This is a genomic window from Oceanococcus atlanticus (assembly GCF_002088235.1).
GTDB lineage: Bacteria > Pseudomonadota > Gammaproteobacteria > Nevskiales > Oceanococcaceae > Oceanococcus > Oceanococcus atlanticus.
Genome location: NZ_AQQV01000003.1, coordinates 701,332 through 722,539, shown reverse-complemented (window position 1 = coordinate 722,539; position 21,208 = coordinate 701,332). Strand labels below are relative to the sequence as shown.

General features: G+C 59.8%; 14 protein-coding genes and 1 tRNA gene. 11 read left to right on the top strand and 4 right to left on the bottom strand.

Going from position 1 to position 21,208, the window contains the following annotated elements; translation table 11 throughout:
* Positions 1–36: 36 nt before the first annotated feature.
* Complete coding sequence (locus ATO7_RS14330) at positions 37–2,514, bottom strand: efflux RND transporter permease subunit (protein ID WP_083562809.1); 2,478 nt, start codon at positions 2,512–2,514, stop codon at positions 37–39.
* A 3-nt stretch (positions 2,515–2,517) separates the two neighbouring features.
* Positions 2,518–4,179 carry an FAD-binding protein gene (locus ATO7_RS14325; RefSeq protein ID WP_083562807.1) on the bottom strand — a complete coding sequence of 554 codons (1,662 nt, stop codon included), beginning with the start codon at positions 4,177–4,179 and terminating at the stop codon, positions 2,518–2,520.
* A 199-nt stretch (positions 4,180–4,378) separates the two neighbouring features.
* Between ATO7_RS14325 and ATO7_RS14320 the strand changes: the two genes are divergently transcribed.
* Together ATO7_RS14320 and ATO7_RS14315 are read left to right on the top strand one after the other, a co-directional pair.
* Positions 4,379–5,047: a TetR/AcrR family transcriptional regulator gene (locus tag ATO7_RS14320; protein WP_083562805.1), complete on the top strand. Its 669-nt coding sequence runs from the start codon at positions 4,379–4,381 to the stop codon at positions 5,045–5,047.
* A gap of 21 nt (positions 5,048–5,068) precedes the next feature.
* On the top strand, positions 5,069–6,532 hold the full coding sequence (locus ATO7_RS14315; protein ID WP_083562803.1) for a hypothetical protein: 1,464 nt from the start codon (positions 5,069–5,071) through the stop codon (positions 6,530–6,532).
* 68 nt (positions 6,533–6,600) lie between these two features.
* Here the strand turns inward: ATO7_RS14315 and ATO7_RS14310 are convergent, their stop codons facing one another.
* Complete coding sequence (locus tag ATO7_RS14310; protein WP_083562802.1) at positions 6,601–9,228, bottom strand: M4 family metallopeptidase; 2,628 nt, start codon at positions 9,226–9,228, stop codon at positions 6,601–6,603.
* Between the two features lie 156 nt (positions 9,229–9,384).
* On the opposite strand from ATO7_RS14310, the gene arsH reads away from it, so the two are divergent.
* Positions 9,385–10,104, top strand: a complete 720-nt coding sequence (gene arsH / locus ATO7_RS14305; protein ID WP_083562800.1) for an arsenical resistance protein ArsH — start codon at positions 9,385–9,387, stop codon at positions 10,102–10,104.
* A gap of 42 nt (positions 10,105–10,146) precedes the next feature.
* Here arsH and ATO7_RS14300 read toward each other — a convergent pair whose 3' ends face one another.
* Positions 10,147–10,899, bottom strand: a complete 753-nt coding sequence (locus ATO7_RS14300; RefSeq protein WP_083562798.1) for a TetR/AcrR family transcriptional regulator — start codon at positions 10,897–10,899, stop codon at positions 10,147–10,149.
* Between the two features lie 113 nt (positions 10,900–11,012).
* Here ATO7_RS14300 and ATO7_RS14295 point away from each other — a divergent pair, with 113 nt between their 5' ends.
* The 8 genes from ATO7_RS14295 to infB all read left to right on the top strand — a co-directional run bounded on the left by ATO7_RS14295 (position 11,013) and on the right by infB (position 21,195).
* On the top strand, positions 11,013–12,638 hold the full coding sequence (locus tag ATO7_RS14295) for a GMC family oxidoreductase (protein ID WP_083562797.1): 1,626 nt from the start codon (positions 11,013–11,015) through the stop codon (positions 12,636–12,638).
* The gene (locus tag ATO7_RS14290) at positions 12,635–14,230 is read left to right on the top strand and encodes an aldehyde dehydrogenase family protein (RefSeq protein WP_083562795.1); all 1,596 of its coding nucleotides are present in this window, start codon (positions 12,635–12,637) and stop codon (positions 14,228–14,230) included. Before ATO7_RS14295 ends, ATO7_RS14290 begins: the two co-directional genes overlap by 4 nt.
* Positions 14,227–14,901 carry a sterol desaturase family protein gene (locus ATO7_RS14285; RefSeq protein ID WP_083562793.1) on the top strand — a complete coding sequence of 225 codons (675 nt, stop codon included), beginning with the start codon at positions 14,227–14,229 and terminating at the stop codon, positions 14,899–14,901. The genes ATO7_RS14290 and ATO7_RS14285 overlap by 4 nt, the downstream gene beginning before the upstream one ends.
* Before the next feature lie 15 nt (positions 14,902–14,916).
* Complete coding sequence (locus ATO7_RS14280) at positions 14,917–15,963, top strand: SDR family NAD(P)-dependent oxidoreductase (RefSeq protein ID WP_083562791.1); 1,047 nt, start codon at positions 14,917–14,919, stop codon at positions 15,961–15,963.
* 253 nt (positions 15,964–16,216) lie between these two features.
* Positions 16,217–16,293, top strand: a tRNA-Met gene (locus ATO7_RS14275).
* Positions 16,294–16,435: 142 nt separating this feature from the next.
* Complete coding sequence (gene rimP / locus ATO7_RS14270) at positions 16,436–16,894, top strand: ribosome maturation factor RimP (RefSeq protein ID WP_083562790.1); 459 nt, start codon at positions 16,436–16,438, stop codon at positions 16,892–16,894.
* Positions 16,895–16,912: 18 nt separating this feature from the next.
* On the top strand, positions 16,913–18,433 hold the full coding sequence (nusA, locus tag ATO7_RS14265) for a transcription termination factor NusA (RefSeq protein ID WP_083562789.1): 1,521 nt from the start codon (positions 16,913–16,915) through the stop codon (positions 18,431–18,433).
* Positions 18,433–21,195: a translation initiation factor IF-2 gene (infB, locus tag ATO7_RS14260; RefSeq protein ID WP_083562788.1), complete on the top strand. Its 2,763-nt coding sequence runs from the start codon at positions 18,433–18,435 to the stop codon at positions 21,193–21,195. The genes nusA and infB overlap by 1 nt, the downstream gene beginning before the upstream one ends.
* The last annotated feature ends 13 nt before the right edge of the window (positions 21,196–21,208 follow it).

The following is a 21,208-nucleotide window of genomic DNA, read 5'->3' as shown; positions in this document are numbered from 1 at the left end:
TCGTTCACATGCGGCGCTCCGGTGCGCTTAAGTGCTTCAGCCAGCGCGCAGCGTGCCGCGAGTTTTCCAGCGGTCGAGCAGCACCACCAGTGCGGGAGCAAGCAGCACGTCGGCCAGGAAGGCCAGGGCAATACAGAACGAGGTGATCAGGCCGAAGTTGCGGACGTTGATCATGGTCCCTGCCGCGTTGACCATGAAGGCCGCAACCAGAACGATGGAGGTCACCATCAGGGCCTTGCCGGTGGTGCGCAGGGTTTCCCGCACCGCCGCGGCGGCATCACCCAGCTTGGCCCGATAGCGCTGGTAGTTGTGCATGAAATGAATGGTGTCATCCACCGCCAGGCCCAGTGCGATGCAGCCGACCAGAGTGCTGAACATGTCCAGCGGCAGGCCGAGCAGGTACATGAAGGCCAGGGTGATGATGATCGGGGCCAGGTTGGGGATCATGCTCAGCAGTCCGACCCGGACGGAGCCGACCAGCAGCATCATCAATGGGGCGATGATGGCGAAGGCAACGGTGTAGGCGCGCAGGGTGTCGGTGATGATGTAGCCCACCGTGGTGGCAAACAGCGGTGTCATCCCGGTCAGAGTTACGTTCACGTCGGTGCCCAGTTCCTCCTCGAAGATCTGGTCCAGCGATGCTAGGTAAGGCGCGTAGTGCAGGGAGTCAACAAACGGCACCTTGGCGGTGATGCGCATCATCTGGAATGGGCTGTCGACCAGATCCTTGAGATCTTCATTGCCGGAGTTTTCGAACAGCAAAAGCTCCTGCGCGATCAGTTCGCGATTGTCCGGAATGCGATAAAACGCCGGGTCATTGCCGTTCAGGGCCTGATGCAGCTCCTTGTTAATGTCGAGCAGCGAGGTGCTTGGTCCCATGCGCCCGCCTTGTAATTCGACGTGCGCGGCGCGCTGCATGGCGCGATCCACGTTGTGCAGCAGGGACGGATCATGCAGGCCATTGGTCTGGCCGCTGTCGACCACGATTTCCACGTAGGTGGCGCCGCCAAACTGCTCATTGACCAGATCCATGGAATCACGCACTTCGCTGCCCAGCGGAAACCAGTGCAGCGGGTTGTGGCTGGGGCGTAGCTGGGTGATGGCGAGCATGCATAGACCCAGCACCACGAACCAGCTGCCAGCCACGCGGCCGGGATAACGGGTCGAAAGCTCGGCGCATAGCGACAGAAAGCCTTGCAGCGGGCCGCTGGCATCGCTGCGCAGGCCTTTGTTACGAAAGCGGGTGAGGGCGATCAGCGCCGGCAGCAGGCTGAGTGAAAACACCAGCGCGCAGAGGATGCCGATCGGCGCGATGACGCCGATCTGGGCCACGGTCTGCATATCGGCGGTGATGAACGACGCCAGACCGCCAGCGGTGGTCAGTCCTGTCAGTACCACGGCCAGCCCGGAGTGGCCCAGCGCATAGCTCAGCGCTTCGCGCTTGCTGTCACCGCGGTCCAGGGCCTGAAAGAACACCGTGAAAATGTGCACCGAGTTGCCCACCCCGACAGCCAACAGCAGCGACGGCAGAATCTGGCTGGCGGTGGTCAGGGTCATGCCCAGTGTGGCCATGATGGCGAAGGTGGCGTAGACCGACAGCAAGGCCACACTGATCGGCAGTATGACCATGATCCAGCGGCGGAAGACCAGTAACAGCAACAGTGCGGTGATGCCGATACTGAGCCCGGAAAACACCGACATGTCGCGCACCAGCACGTGGGTCAGCCGTTCGGTCAGATACGAGGCGCCGGCGAAACTCACGCGCAGGTCCTCACGTTCGTAGGTTTTGCCCAGCGCCTGGATGCGCAGCACCAGGTCGAACATTTCCTGGTCGCTGATCAGCTCGGCCGGGCGGCTCGCAGCGTCCGTCTCGCCGGGCAGGCCCATGTCCTCGAAGCCGGCATCAAAATCGAAGGCATCCAGTGCAGCGGGTTCATCGTGAGCGCCACTGACCGACGCGGTATAGGCATCCGGGGTGACAATGATCAGGGTGCCGTGGCCATCGCGGCTGATGAAGTTCTCGCGGATCAGGCTGCGGTTTTCGATCAGTGTGCCGAGTGCGGCGTAATCGTCCGCGCTTTCGGGCCAGTCTTCCATCAGGTCTCTGACGATCAGTTCATCGTCGCGGCCCAGGGTCAGGCGGGCATTGATCAGACTCTCGACCTTGTTGACCTGGGGCAGTTCCTCCAGCGCCTGATGCAGCTGACGAACCGTATTCAGAACGCCGGGCTTGATCACATCAGCATCGCTGCGCAACACCACCACAATGCGGTCGTCGCGTCCGAAGGCGGTCTGAAACCATTTCAGGTTGAGGCGGGCCGGGTCATCCTCGCGCAGATAACCCTCATTCGACATGTCGGTCTGGAGGCTGGGCAGCGCGATCGACAGGCCAGCCAGTGCGGCCAGCACAACGGCCAGGATGCGTAGGGGGTGGTCGTGACAGATTTCACCCCAGCGGGCGAAGGCTGATTCGGTCACGCTGCGAAATTTTGCGAACAAGCGGCTGGCAGCCATGCGTCAGCTCCGGCCGGTTGCGAGCGCGGCCAACGTGCGACCGGTGCGTCGTCCAGACCACAGGCAGTCAGCAATGGACAAGCCTGAGACATAGTTGTTGGAGGCGACCCCGATAGCGCTGCGGCCAGCCGCGTACAGGCCTGCAATGTCCTGGCCTTGCGTGTTGCGCACGGCGCCGGTTTTTTCGTTAACCCGCAGGCCACCCAGCGTAATCGTGGGTAAGGGGAAAAGTGGGTTGTTGGCAGAAATGTTCAAGGCGGAAAAGGGTGGCTGGCTCAAAGGCTGCATGGCCTCCGGCAACTTGTTGAATGCGTCAGGCTGTTCGCCACTGGCACCCTGGTTGTAGCGCGCCACCGTGGCTTGAAGATTCCCCGCCGGGATGCCGGCTTTCCGCTCCAGCGTGGCCAGATCGGGGGCACGTTTGGCCAGCAAAATAAGAAACAGGGCGGGTATCGATTGGAAGAACCACAAGCCGTCCCGGAAAATCTGTTTCCAGGCTTGGCTACGCGTTGCCTTGTCGAGTATCAGCCAGGCTTGGCCCTCTGCGGTTTCGCACATGCGCACACCGATGCGCGCACCATAGGCGGACTCGACACAAAAGCGTTGCCCCGCAGCGTTGACGGCTACCCCCTTGATCAGCGCCTGCGGTGGATTGATAAAACGCCAGGCCGAGGCTTTGTCCATACGCCCCAGCTCGGCCCCGACACTGCGGCCCAGGCGAATGCCGCTGCCATCGCAGCCGGTCGAACCGAGCCGCATGTTGTTGGCGAATTTGGGTGCGTGCTCACGGACCATGCCGGTGTTGAAGACAAAACCGCCGGTACACAGCACCACGCCATGTCTGGCCCTGGCGCGTTGAATGATGCCGTGCTCGCGCTCCAGGGCGCGGGCCTTGAGGCGCAGCTTGTCAGCCCAGCCGGGCAGGGCCTCATGCACTTTGTCGGCTTTCTTGATCAGCTTGGCATGCTGCTGGGCAGCGCGGCTTGTGGCAGGCAGCATGACGTACTCGACGCCGATAACCCGACCGGTTTCGTCCTGAATCAGCCGATGCACCGCACATTGCTTGAGCACCGGTATCTCGAGTTGACGAACACGCTGCTCCAGCACGGCAAACAAACGTGGCCCGGACAGCCCATCGTCGGCCGTACGGTGCCCTCGTGGGGCAGGTGTGGCCACCGCGGCCGATTCCGCCAGGGCCTCGTTGCCTGAGTAGTAGAGGAATACGCCGTTGCGCGGATAGGAGGTCTTGGGGAAGGGGGCCTGTGAATCAAATCGTGCGCCCATGGATTCCAGCCAGCTGATCAGCCCTGGACTGTCGTTGCAGAACTGCTGCAAAGTCTCGTCACTGACCGCATCGTCGACCTCAAGTTTGAGGTAGTTGAACATGTTCTGCGGGCTGTCTTCGATGCCCGCACGCTGCTGCGGTGGTGTGCCACCACCGGCGTAAACGATACCGCCGCTTTTGGCCGTCGCGCCGCCATTGCCAAAGCGGTCCAGGACCAGCACGTTGGCGCCATTCTCACAAGCACTGATGGCCGTGCTGGCGCCGGCTGCGCCCAGACCCACCACCAGTACATCGCAGTGCTGATCCCACTCGCAGGCGTCGGGATCGGACAGTGTGACGGGCGCCTGTGTGGGAAGAATCGGATCTGTGTTCGAGCTCATGGCAGCGGTCTGGTGGATGGTTTGATAGGCAGCCTAGACCTGAGCTGCGGCCAGAACATGCTGCGATAGGACCAGATGGATGAACTTGTGCACCCGTTCGTGGTGATCTGAAGCATGTCTCTTGGTTTAACTCATATGGGTTGACCCAAATGGGTTAAGCGCGCATGATCACCCTCAACAACGCATTGCAGGCCCCAACATGCCTTTAAGTGAAACCGCTGACGCGGCCCCCAGTCCTGACATCGACGTACCCCAGCGGTTGATCAGTACCGCGATTGCAGAATTTGGGGCGCGAGGGACTCAGGCTGTTTCTGGTCGTGAAATTCAGCGCAAAGCCGGTGTGCTCAACGAAGCCGCTGTGCGCTATTACTTCAAAAATCGCATCGGCCTGCTGGATGCATGCCTTGTCCATATCGTGGGTGAGTTCGATCCGATCGTGGATGAAGCGTGGCTGGAACTGGCGGGGTTGAAAGAACGCCGTGTACTGAGCGTTAAAGCGGTGGTGACCGCGCTGGTGGTGGCGTTTTACACCTACTGGCAACAACACGCGGCCGGCGTCCAGTTGGTAGCACGCCTCATCCGTGAAGAGGGTGAAGTCGGCCAGGACATGTTGATTCGTCGATTCGGACATGTGATCTGGCGTTTTGAAGGCGAGTTGGCCGAGCTGATGCCGGACAAACCCGCTGCAAGCTTACGCCTGCACAGTTTCCTTGCCATCAACAACATCGTGAACGGCATGGTGGATCAAGGACTGCTGTGGCAGCTGCCGGCAACCGAGCCTGGACAAACACACTTCGAGGTGAGCCAAGAGCAGCTGGCCCAAGGTTTTATCGACTACGTCGCGGCTGGGCTCAGCGCGACTCAATAATACAAATCAGGAGACCATTCAATGAGTATCAAGCAAGGATCCCGTGCTTTGCGAGGCGTAGCCGGCGCGTTGCTGCTTGGGGCAGGTCTGGCCGCATGTGGCGGTCAGCAAAGCGAAGAGACGGCGCAATCTCCCGGTCGTGATAGCGAGCCAGGACACACCAGCCAGGATCGCGATAGCTACCCGTTCGGTGTCGCCTGTGGCTGGGAAATCGCCAGCAATATCGACACCATGAACATCGCTTTTCCAGACGAGTCGGCCAAGTACTGGGTGGCGTTGGTGCCGATGCTGCCGCAGACACGCTTGCGCATTGACGGTTATTACCCGGATGCGCGCTACTTCTCATACAACGTTTATGACGCCATTTTGCGTCCGACGGATGCGCTTGCGGATGTCGAGATTGCACCCGACGCAGGTGGCGGCAACAGCTTCGCCGACGAAAGCGCAGCCTATGGTGATGCCTACACCGCGTATGTGGAGTTTTCGCCACGACCCGAAACGCCCCAGCAAAACACGATCTATGCCGGTGAAATGGATCTGGGCTCTGTAGCCGTCCCGCAGTATGCGCTGACAGCGCTGTTCTACCGTGTCTACGTGCCCGGCGAGGGCAAGGAATTTGACGGTGGTGTTGGGCTTCCCCTGCTGACGCTGGAAACAGCCGATGGTGAGACCGAACTGTTGCCCACCGCGAACTGTGTCGAGCCGCTACTGCCAACCTTGGGCGACGCCTTGCCCAGTCTTGGCCTCAATGATCTGCTGCAGGATGTGGATGTGATCGATGATCCGTTCCTGGCGCAGCCGGGTGCGCTGCCGCTGGGGCAGCCAGAAGCCAGTACACGGGTGTTCTACGGTTTGCCTAGCACGGTGTTTAACATCCTGCGAGACTTTCTCGGTTTGCCAATACCCGATGGTGTTGAGTTTCAGCTCCCGCTGCCCGCCGGCGGTGGTTTTTTGTCGAATATCCACAACGCCTACACCACCAATCTGTTCAGTCGCAGCTATGGCAATGTGGTGATGATCCGTGCCAAGGCGCCGAGCTACCGCGACCAGCCCGGTCTGAATTTCGATGCTGAACAGGTGCGTTACTGGTCGGTGTGCCAGAACGATCTGCCCACCCAGCGCTATGTGGGTTGTGTGGCCGATTATCAGGCGCACCTTGATGAACAGGGTTATTTCACGGTTATGGTTTCAGACACCGCCGACCGCCCGGCCAATGCCGTCGCAGAAAATGCAATCGATTGGCTGCCCTGGGGGCCTTATGTTGATGCGTTGTTGATCTATCGACACATGCTGCCGCAGACGGATTTTTCGGAGGCGATACAGAACGTGCCTCAGGGCACACCACCGGCTGAGGTCATGGGTGATTACGCACCGCGCAGCGCATATTGCCAGCGTGACATTGTCGAAAGTGCGGGTGACAATCCCGCGGACATCTTTGCCGCGTGTCGGGCCTACAGCGACAACTTGTCGCGCTTGGGATTGTGAGCACCACGATCACGAGCACATCATAAAAAAAGCCCCGCACGTGGCGGGGCTTTTTGTTTTGCTTGCGATCAGCGGCGGCGTCGTGCCAGCCCCAGCATCAGCAGCATCAGCATGACAAGACCGTTGGCACCGCCGCGCGGCTCGTCGCTGGCCGGCGTGCCTGGCACGCCCGGTGTGCTGGGGGTGCCCGGGGTCGAACCGGCACCGGCAGTTTGCGGCACACCATTGCCGTTGGTTTGGCCGGCGACGCAATGGCTGACGCTGACATCATCCACGTACCAGCCGAGGTTGCCATTGCAGCCATCCTGGCCAAACTCGAAGCGGATGCGCAGGGTGTCGCCCGCACTCACACCCAGTGCCGCCAGATCGATGTGACTGACGCCCCAGCGGCTGAAGGATTCGCCTTCGTCTGAACCGGACCATGCGCCTTCGCCACCCATCGGGTTGGTGTTGCCGCCACCGGTCAGACCGGTGGGGTCGGGCACCGGGGTTGCCGCTGCCGGTTCCAGATCGGTGTTGTAGCTATTCCAGACGATGGCTTCGGCCGGAATCAGGGTGAAGTCCCCACCATTGATGCTGGCTTTGATGTTGCCGCCGTCATACCCGAATTCCGATTGCATCAAGTGGCTCATGGACAGCTTTGAGTCGTTGGCACTGACAGTGATCTGCGGGCTGTCGAGCTGGAAGCTGCCGGAGATGTCGCCGCCCGGGGTGCAGCTGCCGCCGAAAGTGTTGGCCACAAAAACGGCCTGCCCGCCACGCGCCAGAGGCAGATCACCGATCACTTCCCACTCAACCCCTTCCGAGGTATCGCCGGTCAGGTTTTCGGTGAACTCCCAGCCGCTGGGCAGCTCGCTCACACCTTCCCAGGTTTCAACGAAATCGGCGACCGGGCCTGATCCTGCCGGGCACAGGTCGGGCGTGGCGTCATCCGGCTGAAGCAAAGGCTGGTAGTCGCATTTTTCGGCAGGGTTCTGACGCATCTCGACCGACAACATGGCGGCTTCTACCGCGGCGCAGGTGCTCGCGTCGATGACGTCCGGCGAGGGTTGGCCGAGTACGTCATTCAGCGGCGTGCCGATCAGATCGGCGCAGGACTGCGCCAGTGCATCAGCATGCTGTGCGAAATTGGTGGTCGGCGTTTGGTAGTGCAGGGCGGCATGGAAATAAATGTGCGCGGCCCGCGTCATGCCGATGGCCGGGATATCAACACCATTGAAACTCTTGCCATCAACCAGCATGGCGAAGGCGTGATTGGGGACCGCAGAGTTGGTGTGCACACCACCGCCATCACCGGATTCGCAATAGTAGTTCTCGGAGGTGATGACGCTGCCTGGCGAGCCGGTGTTCAGAACCTGAATGCCGAGCAACGGCACGTTGACGCCAAAATTGTCCGGGTCCCACATGTCGCGGAGCAGGACAGCGGCGGCCGTTTCGCTCAGATCTTCACCGACAACCCAGCGGCTGCCGCCATTCTCGAAGTACTCACCCTCGGTCAGCGTTACGCCTAGCGGGCCTTCCAGGCCATTCACCAGATCGTAGACCTCGCCAAAAATATCCGAATACGATTCGTTCAGTGCACCCGACTGGTACTGGTAAATCAGGCCGTGGGTGTATTCGGTGTAGGCATGGCTCCACTCGTGGCTGACCACATCGTCGGCGTCGAAGCCCGGGCAGTAGTTGGTCGAGTCACCATTCCAGTAAGCGTTGGGGCACTGATCATTGATCAGGTAAACACTTTTCTGAACCTGCTCTTCCGGTGAGGTCACGCCGAAGTCGTAGCCTTCAAAGCCGAACAGGTTGGTGTACAGGTCGTAAGTACCGCCGGCAAAGATATACAGGTTGTCTTGCGGCAGGCGCGGTGCCCGGCTGGCCGGATCACTGGCGGTATCGCCCGTCAGCGGAACATCTGCCGGCGCCAGCGCGCTGCCCTCGGTAATGATGGGCGGCACGTCCTGGTTAGGGGTGTAAATTTCGCGGTTCTTGACGCTGTGAATTTCGTTGATGCGATTGATCAGGCCGCCATTCACGGCGTCGAAGATCAAGCGCTCGCGCACGTCGCCACGGGCGCTGCGCACAATGATTTCACGAGCCAGATAGTTCTGACCTTCGACGCGTTTGAGCACGCCGGAGCGATAGACCATGAGGCGCTCGCTCTCGATTGCAAGATCAGCGTCAGGCGCCGATTTGGCAACCTGGCGCAGCGCCGCCGCACGCTGCACCGCGGCTGAAACTTTCGGCTGAGAAGGCAGGCTGAGCAGATCTGGTATCACCGTGCCGGACACGCCATAGATGCCTTGCGGATTCATGTGCACAACCAGGCGCGAGCCGAACACCGGCAGGCCGGCGTGCTGCTGCTCAAGATGCACATGCTGATTGCCCGCGCGGTCTTCGCTGACACGCAGCAGTTTGAACTGTTCAAGCGGTGCGCTGATGTCGAGAAGCGGCCCGAACTGGGTCAGAAAGCCGAAGGCGCGATCCAGAGCCGGTGCGTTGCTCTGATCGGCCAGCAGCGGCGCTTTGGATGTGGCGCGCAGCAACTGGTAAGCGGTTGAGCGGTCCTGTTGCAGTTGCAGGGCATCGCGGGTGTTGGCCTGCAACTGTTCGAGCAGCTGGGCGGGTGTTGTGGCGGCTTGCGCCAGGCCTGCGCTTAGCAGCAACGTGCCGGCGGCCAGCAAGGGCATCTTTGTCGTCATACTCAGGTCCGATGAAAGTGTGATCGTGCGGTATCCCGGACGCTGTACTGCCGGGGTGTCCCGTGAACACGGCTAAAGCCTTAAAATGTTTCCTTTCACTTTTATCGAAATGTAGGCCCGCATCTGGATGCCGGCCTGCGCCAGGAGCGATTTGCCGTGACGCCACTTCCCGACTTGCCCAACATTGACGCAAAACATTGGCAGGATATCGACGTGGATCAACTGGTTGGCGCGGGGGTGTCGCGTGAGCCGCTTCGCATTCTGGTGCTGCATGGGTCGCTGCGCTCGCGTTCGTATTCGCGTTTTGTGGCGGAAGAGGCGGGGCGCCTGCTGAGCGCCATGGGGGCCGAGGTGCGGCACTTTTCTGCTCATGGCTTGCCACTGCCGGACGCCGAGGACGAAAGCCATCACAAAGTGCAGGAGCTGCGTGATCTGGCGATTTGGGCCGAAGGCATGGTGTGGGTCAGTCCGGAACGCCACGGCAATCTCACCGCGGTGATGAAAGCGCAGATCGACTGGTTGCCGCTGTCGATGGGCGGTATCCGTCCCACTCAGGGCAAGACACTGGCTCTGATGCAGGTTTCCGGTGGCAGTCAGAGTTTCAACGCGGTCAATCAGATGCGTGTGCTGGGGCGCTGGATGCGCATGCTGACCATACCCAATCAATCGTCGGTGCCCAAAGCCTTTAATGAGTTCGATGAGGCCGGGCGGATGCGCCTTTCGCCCTTGTATCTGCGCATCGTCGATGTGTGCGAAGAGCTGATGAAGTTCACCTGGATGAACCGCGAGCGTGCCGGCTACCTGACCAGTCGCTATTCAGAAAGGGTCGAAAGCGCTGAAGAAGTTTCACGCCGCGTCAATCAACGCAGTATCTGAAGCTTCAGCAACAGGCGAGGGCTTGTCCGTGTGAGGCGGGTTTTACTCGGCCTGAATCTTCTGCAGCGCCTGCGGGCACAGGGTGCTGCCATCCTCGCTCAGCAGCGTGCGCGCCAGCGCAGGGCGACAGAACTGGCGTACGAAATCCGCCTGTATGCGTGTAATGACTGTTTCGTGATCATCCTGCATGCCGTCAGCCGCCCAGCTGGCCAGCCGCGCCTGCTGTATGGCCATCAGCAGACGTGCTTGGTCAGTGGGGTCCGCAGGAATCAGTTCTCCGGCTTGCATGCCGTGCTCCAGTGCGGTGGTCATCAGTTTGAGCCCTTGCTCCCAAAGTGCCTGTTCGTCTGCCGTGGGTTGGGCGGCGGTGTGATACCAAGCGTGTCCTTCCTGCAGTATCAACTTCAGGTAGTCCGGATGCGACAGCTGGAAACGCAAATGTCCCTGCATCAGGCTGAGCAGACTGATGGCCGTAAAGGGCTGGCCTGACTGGAAAACCGGATGTTGCAACACCGCGCTCATCATTTCCCGGTCACGAGCGACCAAAACCGCCCGATACAACGCCTGTTTGCTCGAATAGAACTGGTAGAGCGTTGCCAGAGAGACCCCGGCCTGCTTGGCAATGGTCTGCATCTTGGTTTGATTGAAACCGTGCTCGGCAAACACCTTTTCTGATGCATCCATCACGTGCTGACGCACCAGCGCGTCCTTGGCGGCACGCAGGCTGTCGGCGCCGCGCCGGCGCCCGTTGGCGGCATTTCCTGAGGGTGCTTTGCTGTTGGCGGAAGTGCTCATGGATTGTTCCTGCTGATGCGAACGGCGCTTGACATTCGAGGAATGTATCTTTCCAATAGAAAAATATCAATTACTCAAACCGAATATTAATTACGGGTTGGTGGGGAGAGGGGATGCATTCGAGCTACGACTATATTGTTGTGGGTGGTGGATCCGCCGGTTGCATCGTGGCAGCGCGTCTGGCTGAAGGTGGTCATACGGTGCTGCTGCTGGAAGCCGGTGGCCCCGCACGGCAATACCCGGAAACCCTGCGTGATGACGGTTTCAAAGATGCCTTCGCCAATGAGGGCGCCATGTGGCACCGCATGAGCACGCCCCAGGCGGGTTGTGGCGGGCGCGCGCTGTTCGCCGGGAGTGGTCGTGTCATCGGTGGCAGTGGGGCGGTCAACGGCATGGTCTACACGCGTGGCGATGTGCGCGATTACCGGGCCTGGCCGACAGGCTGGCAGTGGCAGGATCTGCAGGACAGCTTTACTGCGGTTGAGGCCAGGCTGGGCATTCGAAGTCGCAAGCCCACACCGTTCGCGCAACGTTTTTTAGATGCAGCAGTTGCGGCTGGGTTTGAGCGTAAAGACGGTATGAACGATGGCGATCTGGCGGGGGTCGTCGGGTGCAACGACATGAACTTTGCCGGCTCGTCGCGGCGCAGTTCCTACAGCGCCTATTTGCATGATCACAAGCCCCCGGGTCTGGACATCGCGTACCACGCCACGGTGCGCAAAATAGGCTTCCGGCAACGACGTGCAGTGAGCGTTGAGTACCGCCAGAACGGGCGCAATCAACATGCCCGGGCAGGTGCTGAAATCGTGCTCTGCGCCGGGGCGCTGGAAACCCCGCGCTTGCTGATGCTTTCTGGCGTTGGTCCACGTGCACAGCTTGCCCGTCACGGTATTGATTGTGTTTTGGATGCGCCGGGTGTCGGGCAGCACCTGCAAGACCATCCAAATGTGTGCCTGTTCTACCGTGCCAAAGCGCTGGTCGATTTCAAATATCCGCAGTTGTACGGCTTTGATGCCGCCTTGCGAGAACCATCGCAACCCCGTGGCGAAGCACCGGATACCTGTTTTGTGTGCTACGCCGCGCCGCCATCGATGATGCATTCGACCTTGCGAATGGCACCCATACTGGCTTTGCCGGGGCGCTTGCATGCCGTTCGACCATTGCGCCTGCTGCTGCGGGCCTTGATTCGGCTGATCTTTCTGTTGCCGCCCATGAGGTCGTTTATGTCCGGTGTGTTTGGCATCGTGGTCATTCTGGGCAAGCCCGAGGCGCGTGGGCGGATTACATTGCGCAGCGCCGATCCGGACGCGCCGGCGGACATCGACCTGGGGTATTTCACCGCGCCCCGCGATCGTCTGCGAATGGAGGCGGGGATCAGAAAAGCTCGCAGCATTGCCGCGCAGCCGGCGTTGCAGGCGCTTGGAGTGAAGCCGCTGTCAGCGGGCGCCAAGCCGATTGACGGTAAGCCGCTTTGGGCCTGGATTCACAAGGCAGCGATGACAACCTTCCATTTTTGCGGCAGTTGCCGCATGGGCACCGATGCGCTCAGTCCGGTTGATCCTGAGCTGCGTGTGAAAGGGCTCGAAAACCTGCGTATTGCCGATGCGTCGGTGATACCGGAAATACCCGTTTCAGCCCTGAATGCGCCAAGCATGGTGATTGGCTATTGCGCGGCTGATTTGATCTTGCGGCAAAGCAACCGCGGCGCCGCCAAAGCTCACCTTGGAGAAGTTGCATGAGCGTCGTAACGCCCTTGCCCGAGCACGCCAAAGCGGCCGGCGTGATTGAGTGTATCAACCCGGCAACGGGGGCCACCCTGGGGCAGGTGCCCGTGGCCACGGTTGAGGACGTGCGCCATGCGGTGGAGCGTGCGCGCGTGGCCCAGCGCGCTTGGGCTGACACCAGTTTCGCCAAGCGTCGTGCGGTGTTGAGGCGTTTGCTTGAGACCATCGTGATGCAGCGTGATGCGATCTGCAAAGCGGTGGTCGAAGACAGTGGAAAAACCTTTGAAAACGCCTTGCTGGGCGAGGTGATGCCGGTGTGCAACAAGATTCGCTGGCTGATCAAGCATGGCGAGAAGCACCTCAAGACCGAGCGGGTGCCATCCGGCATGCTGATGCATAAGAAGGGCCGCATTGAATACCGGCCGCTGGGTGTAGTGGCGTGCATTGTGCCGTGGAATTACCCCTTCCAAAACATCTTTGCATCGTTTGTCGCGCCTTTGATGGCGGGCAATGCCGTGGTGATCAAGGCATCCGAGGCGGTGGCCTGGTCAACCCGCTACTTCCAGCAGTTGATCGACCAGGTGTTGACCCAGGAAGGCATCGCGACCGACACCGTGCAGATCCTCAACGGCTATGGTGAAACCGGGGCAGCCCTGGTTCGTGCCCGGGTGCAGAAAATCCTGTTTATCGGTTCCGTAGGCAACGGCCGACGCATCATTGAGGGGAGTGCGCAACATCTGACGCCGGTGGTGATGGAGCTGGGCGGCAAGGATCCGATGATTGTTTGTGATGATGCGCACCTGGAGCATGCTGTGCATTCGGCCTTGGGGGGCTGCTTCATCAATCTCGGTCAGAACTGCATCGCATCGGAACGCATCATCGTTGAGGCTGGCATCTACGATCGCTTCGTCAGCGCGATGCACACACAGGTTGCTGCACTACGCCAGGGTCCACCGGCTCAGCCTGGGGCTGTAGAGGTTGGTGCCATCAACACTGCGCAGCAAATGGCGGTGATTGACGACCTGGTCCGGGATGCGCTGGCCCAGGGCGCGCGCGCTTTGGTTGGTGGCGTTAAACCGCAGGGCACTGGCCAGTATTACCCGCCAACGCTGCTGGTTGATGTCACCGCCGACATGCGCATTGCCAACGAGGAAGTGTTTGGACCGGTCATGCTGATCATGAAGGTGGCCAACGACGAAGAGGCAGTGGCGCTGGCCAACAGCACAGATTTTGGCTTGCAGTCCTCGGTGCTCAGCGGCAGTACGGCGCGGGCCGAGCGCATTGCCGCGCAGCTCGAAGCCGGGGCCAGCTGCATCAATGATTTTGGTCTGTGTTATCTCAACCAGGATTTGCCGTTCGGCGGTGTGAAGTATTCCGGTTTTGGGCGCATGAACGGGCGTGATGGCTTGCGCGCATATACCAATCCCAAAGCCGTGCTGAGCGACCGTTTGCCGCTGCGCATTCCGCCTAAGCTGTACCCGGTCAGCATCGCTGGCTTTGCCAAGGCGGATGCATCGATAGAGTTGATGTTTGGTCGTGGTCCGGGTGTCAGATTTAGGGCCTTGCTGAGGTTGCTCAAAGTGTCGTTGCTCGGGGCGCGCTCATGAGCACGACGTTCTGGATCGCGCTTGCCGTCATGTTTGCCGTTATCGGAGGCCTGCAATATTGGCTGGACTGGGCGGTGGTCTCTAGCCGTTACAGCAGATACCGCCTGCGTACGCCCGGCGCAAGCTATTTGGGACCGCAGAACAAATGGTTGAACGTGTTTCTCAACAACATCCTCGCGCTGAGCATTCTTGCGGCGTTTCTGTACCACTTTGGCGAGCGCATTCTTTATCCGCAGTGGCCCGGCGTGGCGCACTTCTTTGGTGAGACCTTCGCCGTACTCTTGCTTTACGACTTGGCCTACTACTTCTTCCATCGGGGCATGCACCACCCGCGGTTGATGAAGTACGTGCATGGCATGCACCACAAGGTTCGCTTCCCGGTGGCCAGTGAAAGTGTATTTCTGAACCCATTCGAGCAGATGGGGGCATTTGTTCTGCTGCTGGGTGCGGTGCTGCTGCTCGGGCCGATCAGTGAAGCCTCTTTCCTGTGCATGTTCTTTCTCTATTCGTCGATCAACGTGATCGTGCATTCCAATCTGGTTTTTCCGCATCCCGCATTTCGACTGTTCAATTTCTGGGTGGAAAAGCACGACGTCCATCACGACAAGTTTCGTTACAACTACGCCTCGATATTTCCGTTCTGGGATCAGGCGTTCGGTACGTCCAAATAATCAGAGGAGACCAACATGGACAAGCGCAAGATACTGATCACTGGGGGCCAGGGCTTTGTCGGTAAGGCTCTGGTGGACGAGTTCGCCGACGCGGGGCACGAGGTCATCTGTGCTGACATCGTTGACCAGCCCTTCCGTGAGGATGTGTGTTTCATCAAGCTCGATATCCGCGATGCGCAGGCCGTACTTCATGCCTGTGAAGGGTTGGATAGCATCATTCACAACGCCTCGTTGGTGCACACCAAGAACAATCGGGTTGAAGATGTCTGGGCGGTCAATCTGACAGGTACCGAAAACCTGCTCGCGGCTTGTACGGCGCATGCTATCGAGCGTTTTGTCTATATCAGTTCGGCCAGTGCGGTGTACGAGGGCGAAGATATCGAGAACGGTGACGAAACTCTGGGGTATTCACAGATTTCTCAAGCGCCCTACGCGGACAGCAAAATTGCGGCGGAGAAAAAAGTCATCGCGTTCAGCGGTGAGGGTATTACTCAGTGTTGCGCCATTCGACCCCATGTGGTTTTTGGTGCCGGCGACAACCGTTTTGTGCCGGCGATACTGAGCAAGGCTCAGCAGGGCAAGCTGACGCGCTGTGTCGGCAATCGCGACAAACTTTCGGACTTCACTTATATCAGCAACCTGACCGACGCGGTGCTCGCGGCTGAACAGCGTGTTAAGCCCGGTGGTGTGGCCTGCGGTCAGATTTACTTCATCACCAACGGGGAGCCGAAAGCCTTTTTTGACTTTGTCGACATGCTTCTGATGGAGGCTGGCTACCCAACCATCAAGGGCAAGGTGCCTTTCTGGCTGGCCTACGGCGTTGCTGCGCTGGCGGAGGGCATCGATACCCTCAAAGGTGGAACCCTGAATGCAGAAGACGGCATGACGCGTTTCGCCATTCGCTACATGGTTACGCATCACTACTACAGCATCGAAAAGGCCAAGCGTGAGCTCGATTGGCAGCCCAGGGTTGATCTCGCAGAGGGGCTGCGCCTGACGGTTGAAACGCTTAAGCAGCGTCATTCACCACTGCTGCCGAAAGTACCCCAGCAGGCGGCGTAAACGCGTCCTGCGAACAGCCAGATGCCTGCTGCGCTCAGCGTTTGCTGATCAAGGCAATGTCAATGCCGGATTCGAATGGAAAGTTGCGGGTCAGGGTGACCTCGTGGCTGGCCGACAAGGCGATTTTGCCCGTCACAAAGCAGCGTTTGCGCGAGCGGTATTTTTAGGTGTTCCATAAGTGCATGATTGAAAAGCATTTTTATAATGCCTCTTGCGCTTGGTTAGGCTCATGCCTATACTTCTTTGGCTCTGGTGCGGGGTGGAGCAGCCAGGCAGCTCGTCGGGCTCATAACCCGAAGGTCGCAGGTTCGAATCCTGCCCCCGCTACCAAACATTTGGAGGAATTTTGCGGCCCCAGTTTTGGGGCTTTTTTATTGCTGGAGTACGCGGATCAGCTTCAGGCCACATCTCAAAAATGTGCGTCATGTAGTTGGTTTTCAAGGAGTTTTCTTGTAGCTAAGCAAGGCGGAAAATGCGCGGTTTAATCGACAATTTGCAACAGATGTTAGAGCCGGCGGTGGCTGGGCTTGGCTATGATCTTTTGTGTGTCGAGCTACAAGGAACCGGCACCGATGCCGTGCTGCGTATTTACATCGATTCAGCACAGGGCATTGGCGTGGAAGATTGCGCCAAAGTCAGTCGCGAAGTCAGCGCTTTGTTGGATGTCGATGATCCCATTGAGAGTGCTTATCGGCTGGAGGTCTCCTCTCCAGGGCTCGATCGTCCGCTCGTAAAAACTCAGCATTTTGTGGAATTCCTCGGCCGCGAGGCCAAGTTGAAGTTGCGTATACCTTTTGAAGGGCGGCGTAACTTTCGCGGCAAGCTCCTTGAGTGCGACGGCGAAACCGTTGCGATCGAGGTCGACCAAGAACGATTTGATGTGCCATTTGCTGACATTGAACGAGCGCGGCTCGTTCCGGTGTTTGACTGACATTGTGGAGCCGGATGCATGAGTAAGAACATTTTGCTCGTGGTGGACGCTGTTTCTAACGAGAAAGGCGTTGAGCCCGAGATCATTTTCGGGGCGCTTGAAGCGGCTCTGGCCTCGGCGGCCCGCAAGAAGTATGGCGAGGATTGGGATATCCGCGTGGCCATCGATCGCAAGACCGGTGAATACGAGAGTTTCCGCCGCTGGACCGTGCTGGCCGACGACGACGAAGAGTTCGAATCCGAAGAGCGTCATATCTTTCTGACGGATGCGCAGGAGAAGGACGCTGCCCTGGAAGTGGGCTCGGTGATCGAAGAGCCGGTGGAATCGGTCGAGTACGGCCGTATTTCAGCCCAGGCGGCCAAACAGGTGATCGTGCAGAAAGTGCGTGAAGCCGAGCGTGCCCAGGTTGTTGAAGCCTATGAAGGGCGTATGGGCGAGCTGCTCTCCGGTATCGTCAAGCGGGTTGAGCGCGGCAACGTGATTCTGGATCTGGGTGGCAACGCCGAGGCGATCATTCCGCGTGAATGGCAGATTCCGCGCCAGCCTCTGCGGCCGGGTGATCGTATCCGCGGCTACCTTAAGGAAGTGCGTCCCGAAGCGCGTGGCCCGCAGCTGTTCCTGTCGCGCAGCGCGCCGGAAATGCTGATTGAATTGTTCAAGCTGGAAGTGCCGGAAATCGGCCAGGGCTTGATCGAGCTCAAGGGCGCGGCACGTGATCCGGGTTCGCGCGCCAAGATTGCGGTCCAGGCCAAGGACAAACGCATTGATCCGGTTGGTGCTTGTGTCGGAATGCGGGGCTCGCGGGTACAGAGCGTGTCCAACGAACTGGCTGGTGAACGCGTCGACATCGTGCTGTGGGATGAAAATCCGGCTCAGTTCGTAATCAATGCCATGGCGCCGGCTGATGTTGAATCGATCATCGTCGATGAAGACACCGGCAGCATGGACATTGCGGTGGCCGAGGAAAAGTTGGCCCAAGCTATTGGGCGTGGCGGTCAGAACGTGCGCCTGGCGTCCGAGCTGACCGGCTGGACGCTCAATGTGATGACTTCGGACGAGATCAACCAACGCCAGGAAGAAGAGTCCGGCAAGGTGCTGGAAGTCTTCATGGAGCAGCTTGATGTCGATGAAGAGGTGGCCTCCATCCTGGTCCAGGAAGGCTTCACCACGCTCGACGAAGTGGCTTACGTGCCGACCGAAGAGCTGTTGCAGATTGAAGAATTTGACGAAGATATTGTCGAAGAGCTGCGCAATCGTGCACGCGATGCCCTGTTAACCAAGGCCATCGTCAGCGCCGATCGAGGCGGTGCACCGGAACCTTCCGAAGATTTGCTGTCGCTGGACGGCATGACGCCCGAGCTGGCTGATGAACTGGCCCGCAACGGTGCGCCGACGCGTGAAGATCTGGCGGAAATGGGGACCGACGAGATTGTCGGCCTGGGCGGTCTGGACGAAGAACAGGCCGGCAAACTCATCATGGCAGCGCGAGCCCACTGGTTCGCCGAGGCCGAAGACACAGATACGGGAGAGTCATCGTAATGGCGGTAACGACCGTTCGAGAACTCGCAGAACAGACCAAGATGCCGGTCGAGCGTTTGCTTGCCCAGTTGGGTGATGCAGGCGTGAATGTGGCCGATGCGGATGCGCCGATCAGTGCGGATGAGAAGAAGCAGTGGTTGGAACACCTGCAAGGCAAGCCTAAGAAGGGTTCGCTTGGGCTGGGTGGCAGCAAGAAAATCTCGCTCAAACGCAAAGAGCAGACCGAGTTGAAAGTTGCCGGTGCGCGCGGTGCGCGGGCCAAGACAATCAACGTCGAAGTGCGCAAGAAGCGCACCATTGTTCGTCCGGAAGCTGATGAGCCGCTCGAAGAAGTGATCGAGAGCGTGGAAACAGAGGAGGATGTGGTTGAAGTGACGGCTGCAGAGCCGGTTGCTGAGGCTGCGCCTGAGCCGGAAGCAAAAGCGGACACGGTTGAAGAGGTGGTGGCCGAGGCCCCGCCTGCAGCCGAGGTTGAGCCGGAGCCTGAGGTTGAGGTTGCACCTGAGCCGGAACTAGAGCCTGAGGTTGAGGTTGCGCCCGAGCCGGAACCGGAGCCTGAACCCGAGCCGGCAGCTGAGCCCGAGCCGAAAGCAGAGCCTGAGCCTGTTGAAGCGCCGGTGGCTGAAGCCCCTGCGGCTGAAGCGCCGTCAAAACCCGAGCCGGCCGCAGCCGCCAGTGGTGAGCGCGACAGCGCTGAACCGGAGCATCTGCGCACGGAAATTTCCGATCTGCGTCGCCGCGTGCTGGAAAACCTGCGCCGTGCGCAGGAGCAGGAAGGCGATCTGGCCCGTTCGCGTGAAGAGCGTGAGAAGGCCGAGCGTGAAGCCCGCGAGAAGGAAGCACGCAAGAAGACTCGGCGCAAAGGCAAGACCGAACAGCTGCACGTGGCCGAGAACAAGCGCGGCAAACGGCGCAAGAAAGGTGCGACCGGTGGTCGCGGCGCGGTCAAGGTGGACACCCAGCACGGGTTTGAGCGGCCTACGGCGCCGGTCATCCGTGACGTGGAAATTCCGGACTCGATCACCGTGGGTGATCTGGCCCAGCGCATGGCCGTCAAGGCTTCCGAACTGATCAAGATTCTGATGGGCATGGGCATGATGTCCACCATCAATGAAAGCCTGGATCAGGACACCGCCCAGTTGGTGGTCGAGGAAATGGGTCACAAAGCCATTCCGGTCGGCGCCAAGGACGAAGAGGAAAACCTGCTCAAGGAAGTCCGCGAAGTCGATGTGGACGCCCTGGACAGCGAATCGCGTCCGCCTGTGGTGACGATCATGGGTCACGTTGACCATGGTAAGACCACCTTGCTCGACTACATCCGTAAAGCCCGTGTGGCCGCGGGTGAGGCTGGCGGCATTACCCAGCACATTGGCGCCTATCAGGTGCAGGCGGATTCCGGTCTGGTGACCTTCCTGGATACCCCGGGTCACGCCGCCTTTACGGCGATGCGTGCACGTGGTGCCGCGGTTACCGATATCGTGATTCTGGTTGTGGCCGCGGATGACGGTGTCATGCCGCAGACCGAAGAGGCGGTGCAGCATGCGCGTGCCGGCAATGTGCCGATCGTGGTTGCGATCACCAAGTCGGACAAGGAAAACGCGGATCCGGATCGGGTCAAGAACGAACTGGCCAAGTTGGAACTGATCCCCGAAGACTGGGGCGGTGACACGCAGTTCATACCGGTCTCCGGTATGACCGGGCAGGGTGTGGATGAGCTGCTTGAAGCACTGGTCCTGCAGTCCGAGATTCTTGAGCTGAAGGCGCCGAAAACCGGGCCGGCCGCTGGTGTGGTCATCGAGTCCAGCCTGGAACGCGGACGCGGTCCGGTTGCCACGGTGCTGGTGCGCACCGGTACGCTGCACAAAGGTGATGTGGTTCTGGCCGGTCAGCATTTCGGTCGTGTCCGCGCCATGTTTGATGAAGATGGCAAGCCGGTGAAAGAAGCGGGGCCGAGTTGCCCGGTTCAGGTCCTGGGCCTGAGCGGTACGCCGGAAGCCGGTGATGACGCCATCGCCGTGACCGACGAGCGCAAGGCCAAGGAACTGGCTTCGGTGCGTGAAGCCAAGGCCCGTGATGCACGTGCCAAGGCGCGTGACCGTCGCCTCGGTGACTGGGCCAGCAGCATGGGCGACGACAAACGCGAACTGCCGGTGCTGCTCAAATGTGACGTGCGTGGCAGTGCTGAGGCCCTGGCCGATGCGTTGGTCAAAATGTCCAACGATGAGGTCGAGATCAAGGTCGTGGCCAATGGCGTGGGCGGCATCTCCGAGTCCGACGTGGACCTGGCGACCGCATCCAAAGCCATGATCATCGGTTTCAACACGCGTGCTGACGGCGTGGCTCGTCGCAAGGCGCAGGAAGCCGGGCTGGAACTGCGTTATTACAGCGTCATCTATGATGTGATCAATGACGTACGTGATGCAGCGTCGGGCCTGCTCGGTACCGATACGGCCGAGAAGATCGTGGGTGTTGCTGCGGTGCGCAGCGTGTTCCGTTCGTCGGCCTTCGGTGCGGTTGCAGGCTGTCTGGTCGAGGAAGGCACGGTGCGCCGTGGTTTGCCGATCCGCGTGCTGCGTGACAACGTGGTGATCTACGAGGGCGAGCTGGAATCCTTGCGTCGCCACAAGGACGACGTGAACAAGGTCGAGGCCGGTACCGAGTGTGGTATCGCGGTCAAGAACTACGACGACGTGCGTGAGAACGACCGCATTGAGGTCTACGAACGCGTGGAAGTCCAGCGTACCTTGGAAGCAGCGGACTAGGGCGCGGAGCGCA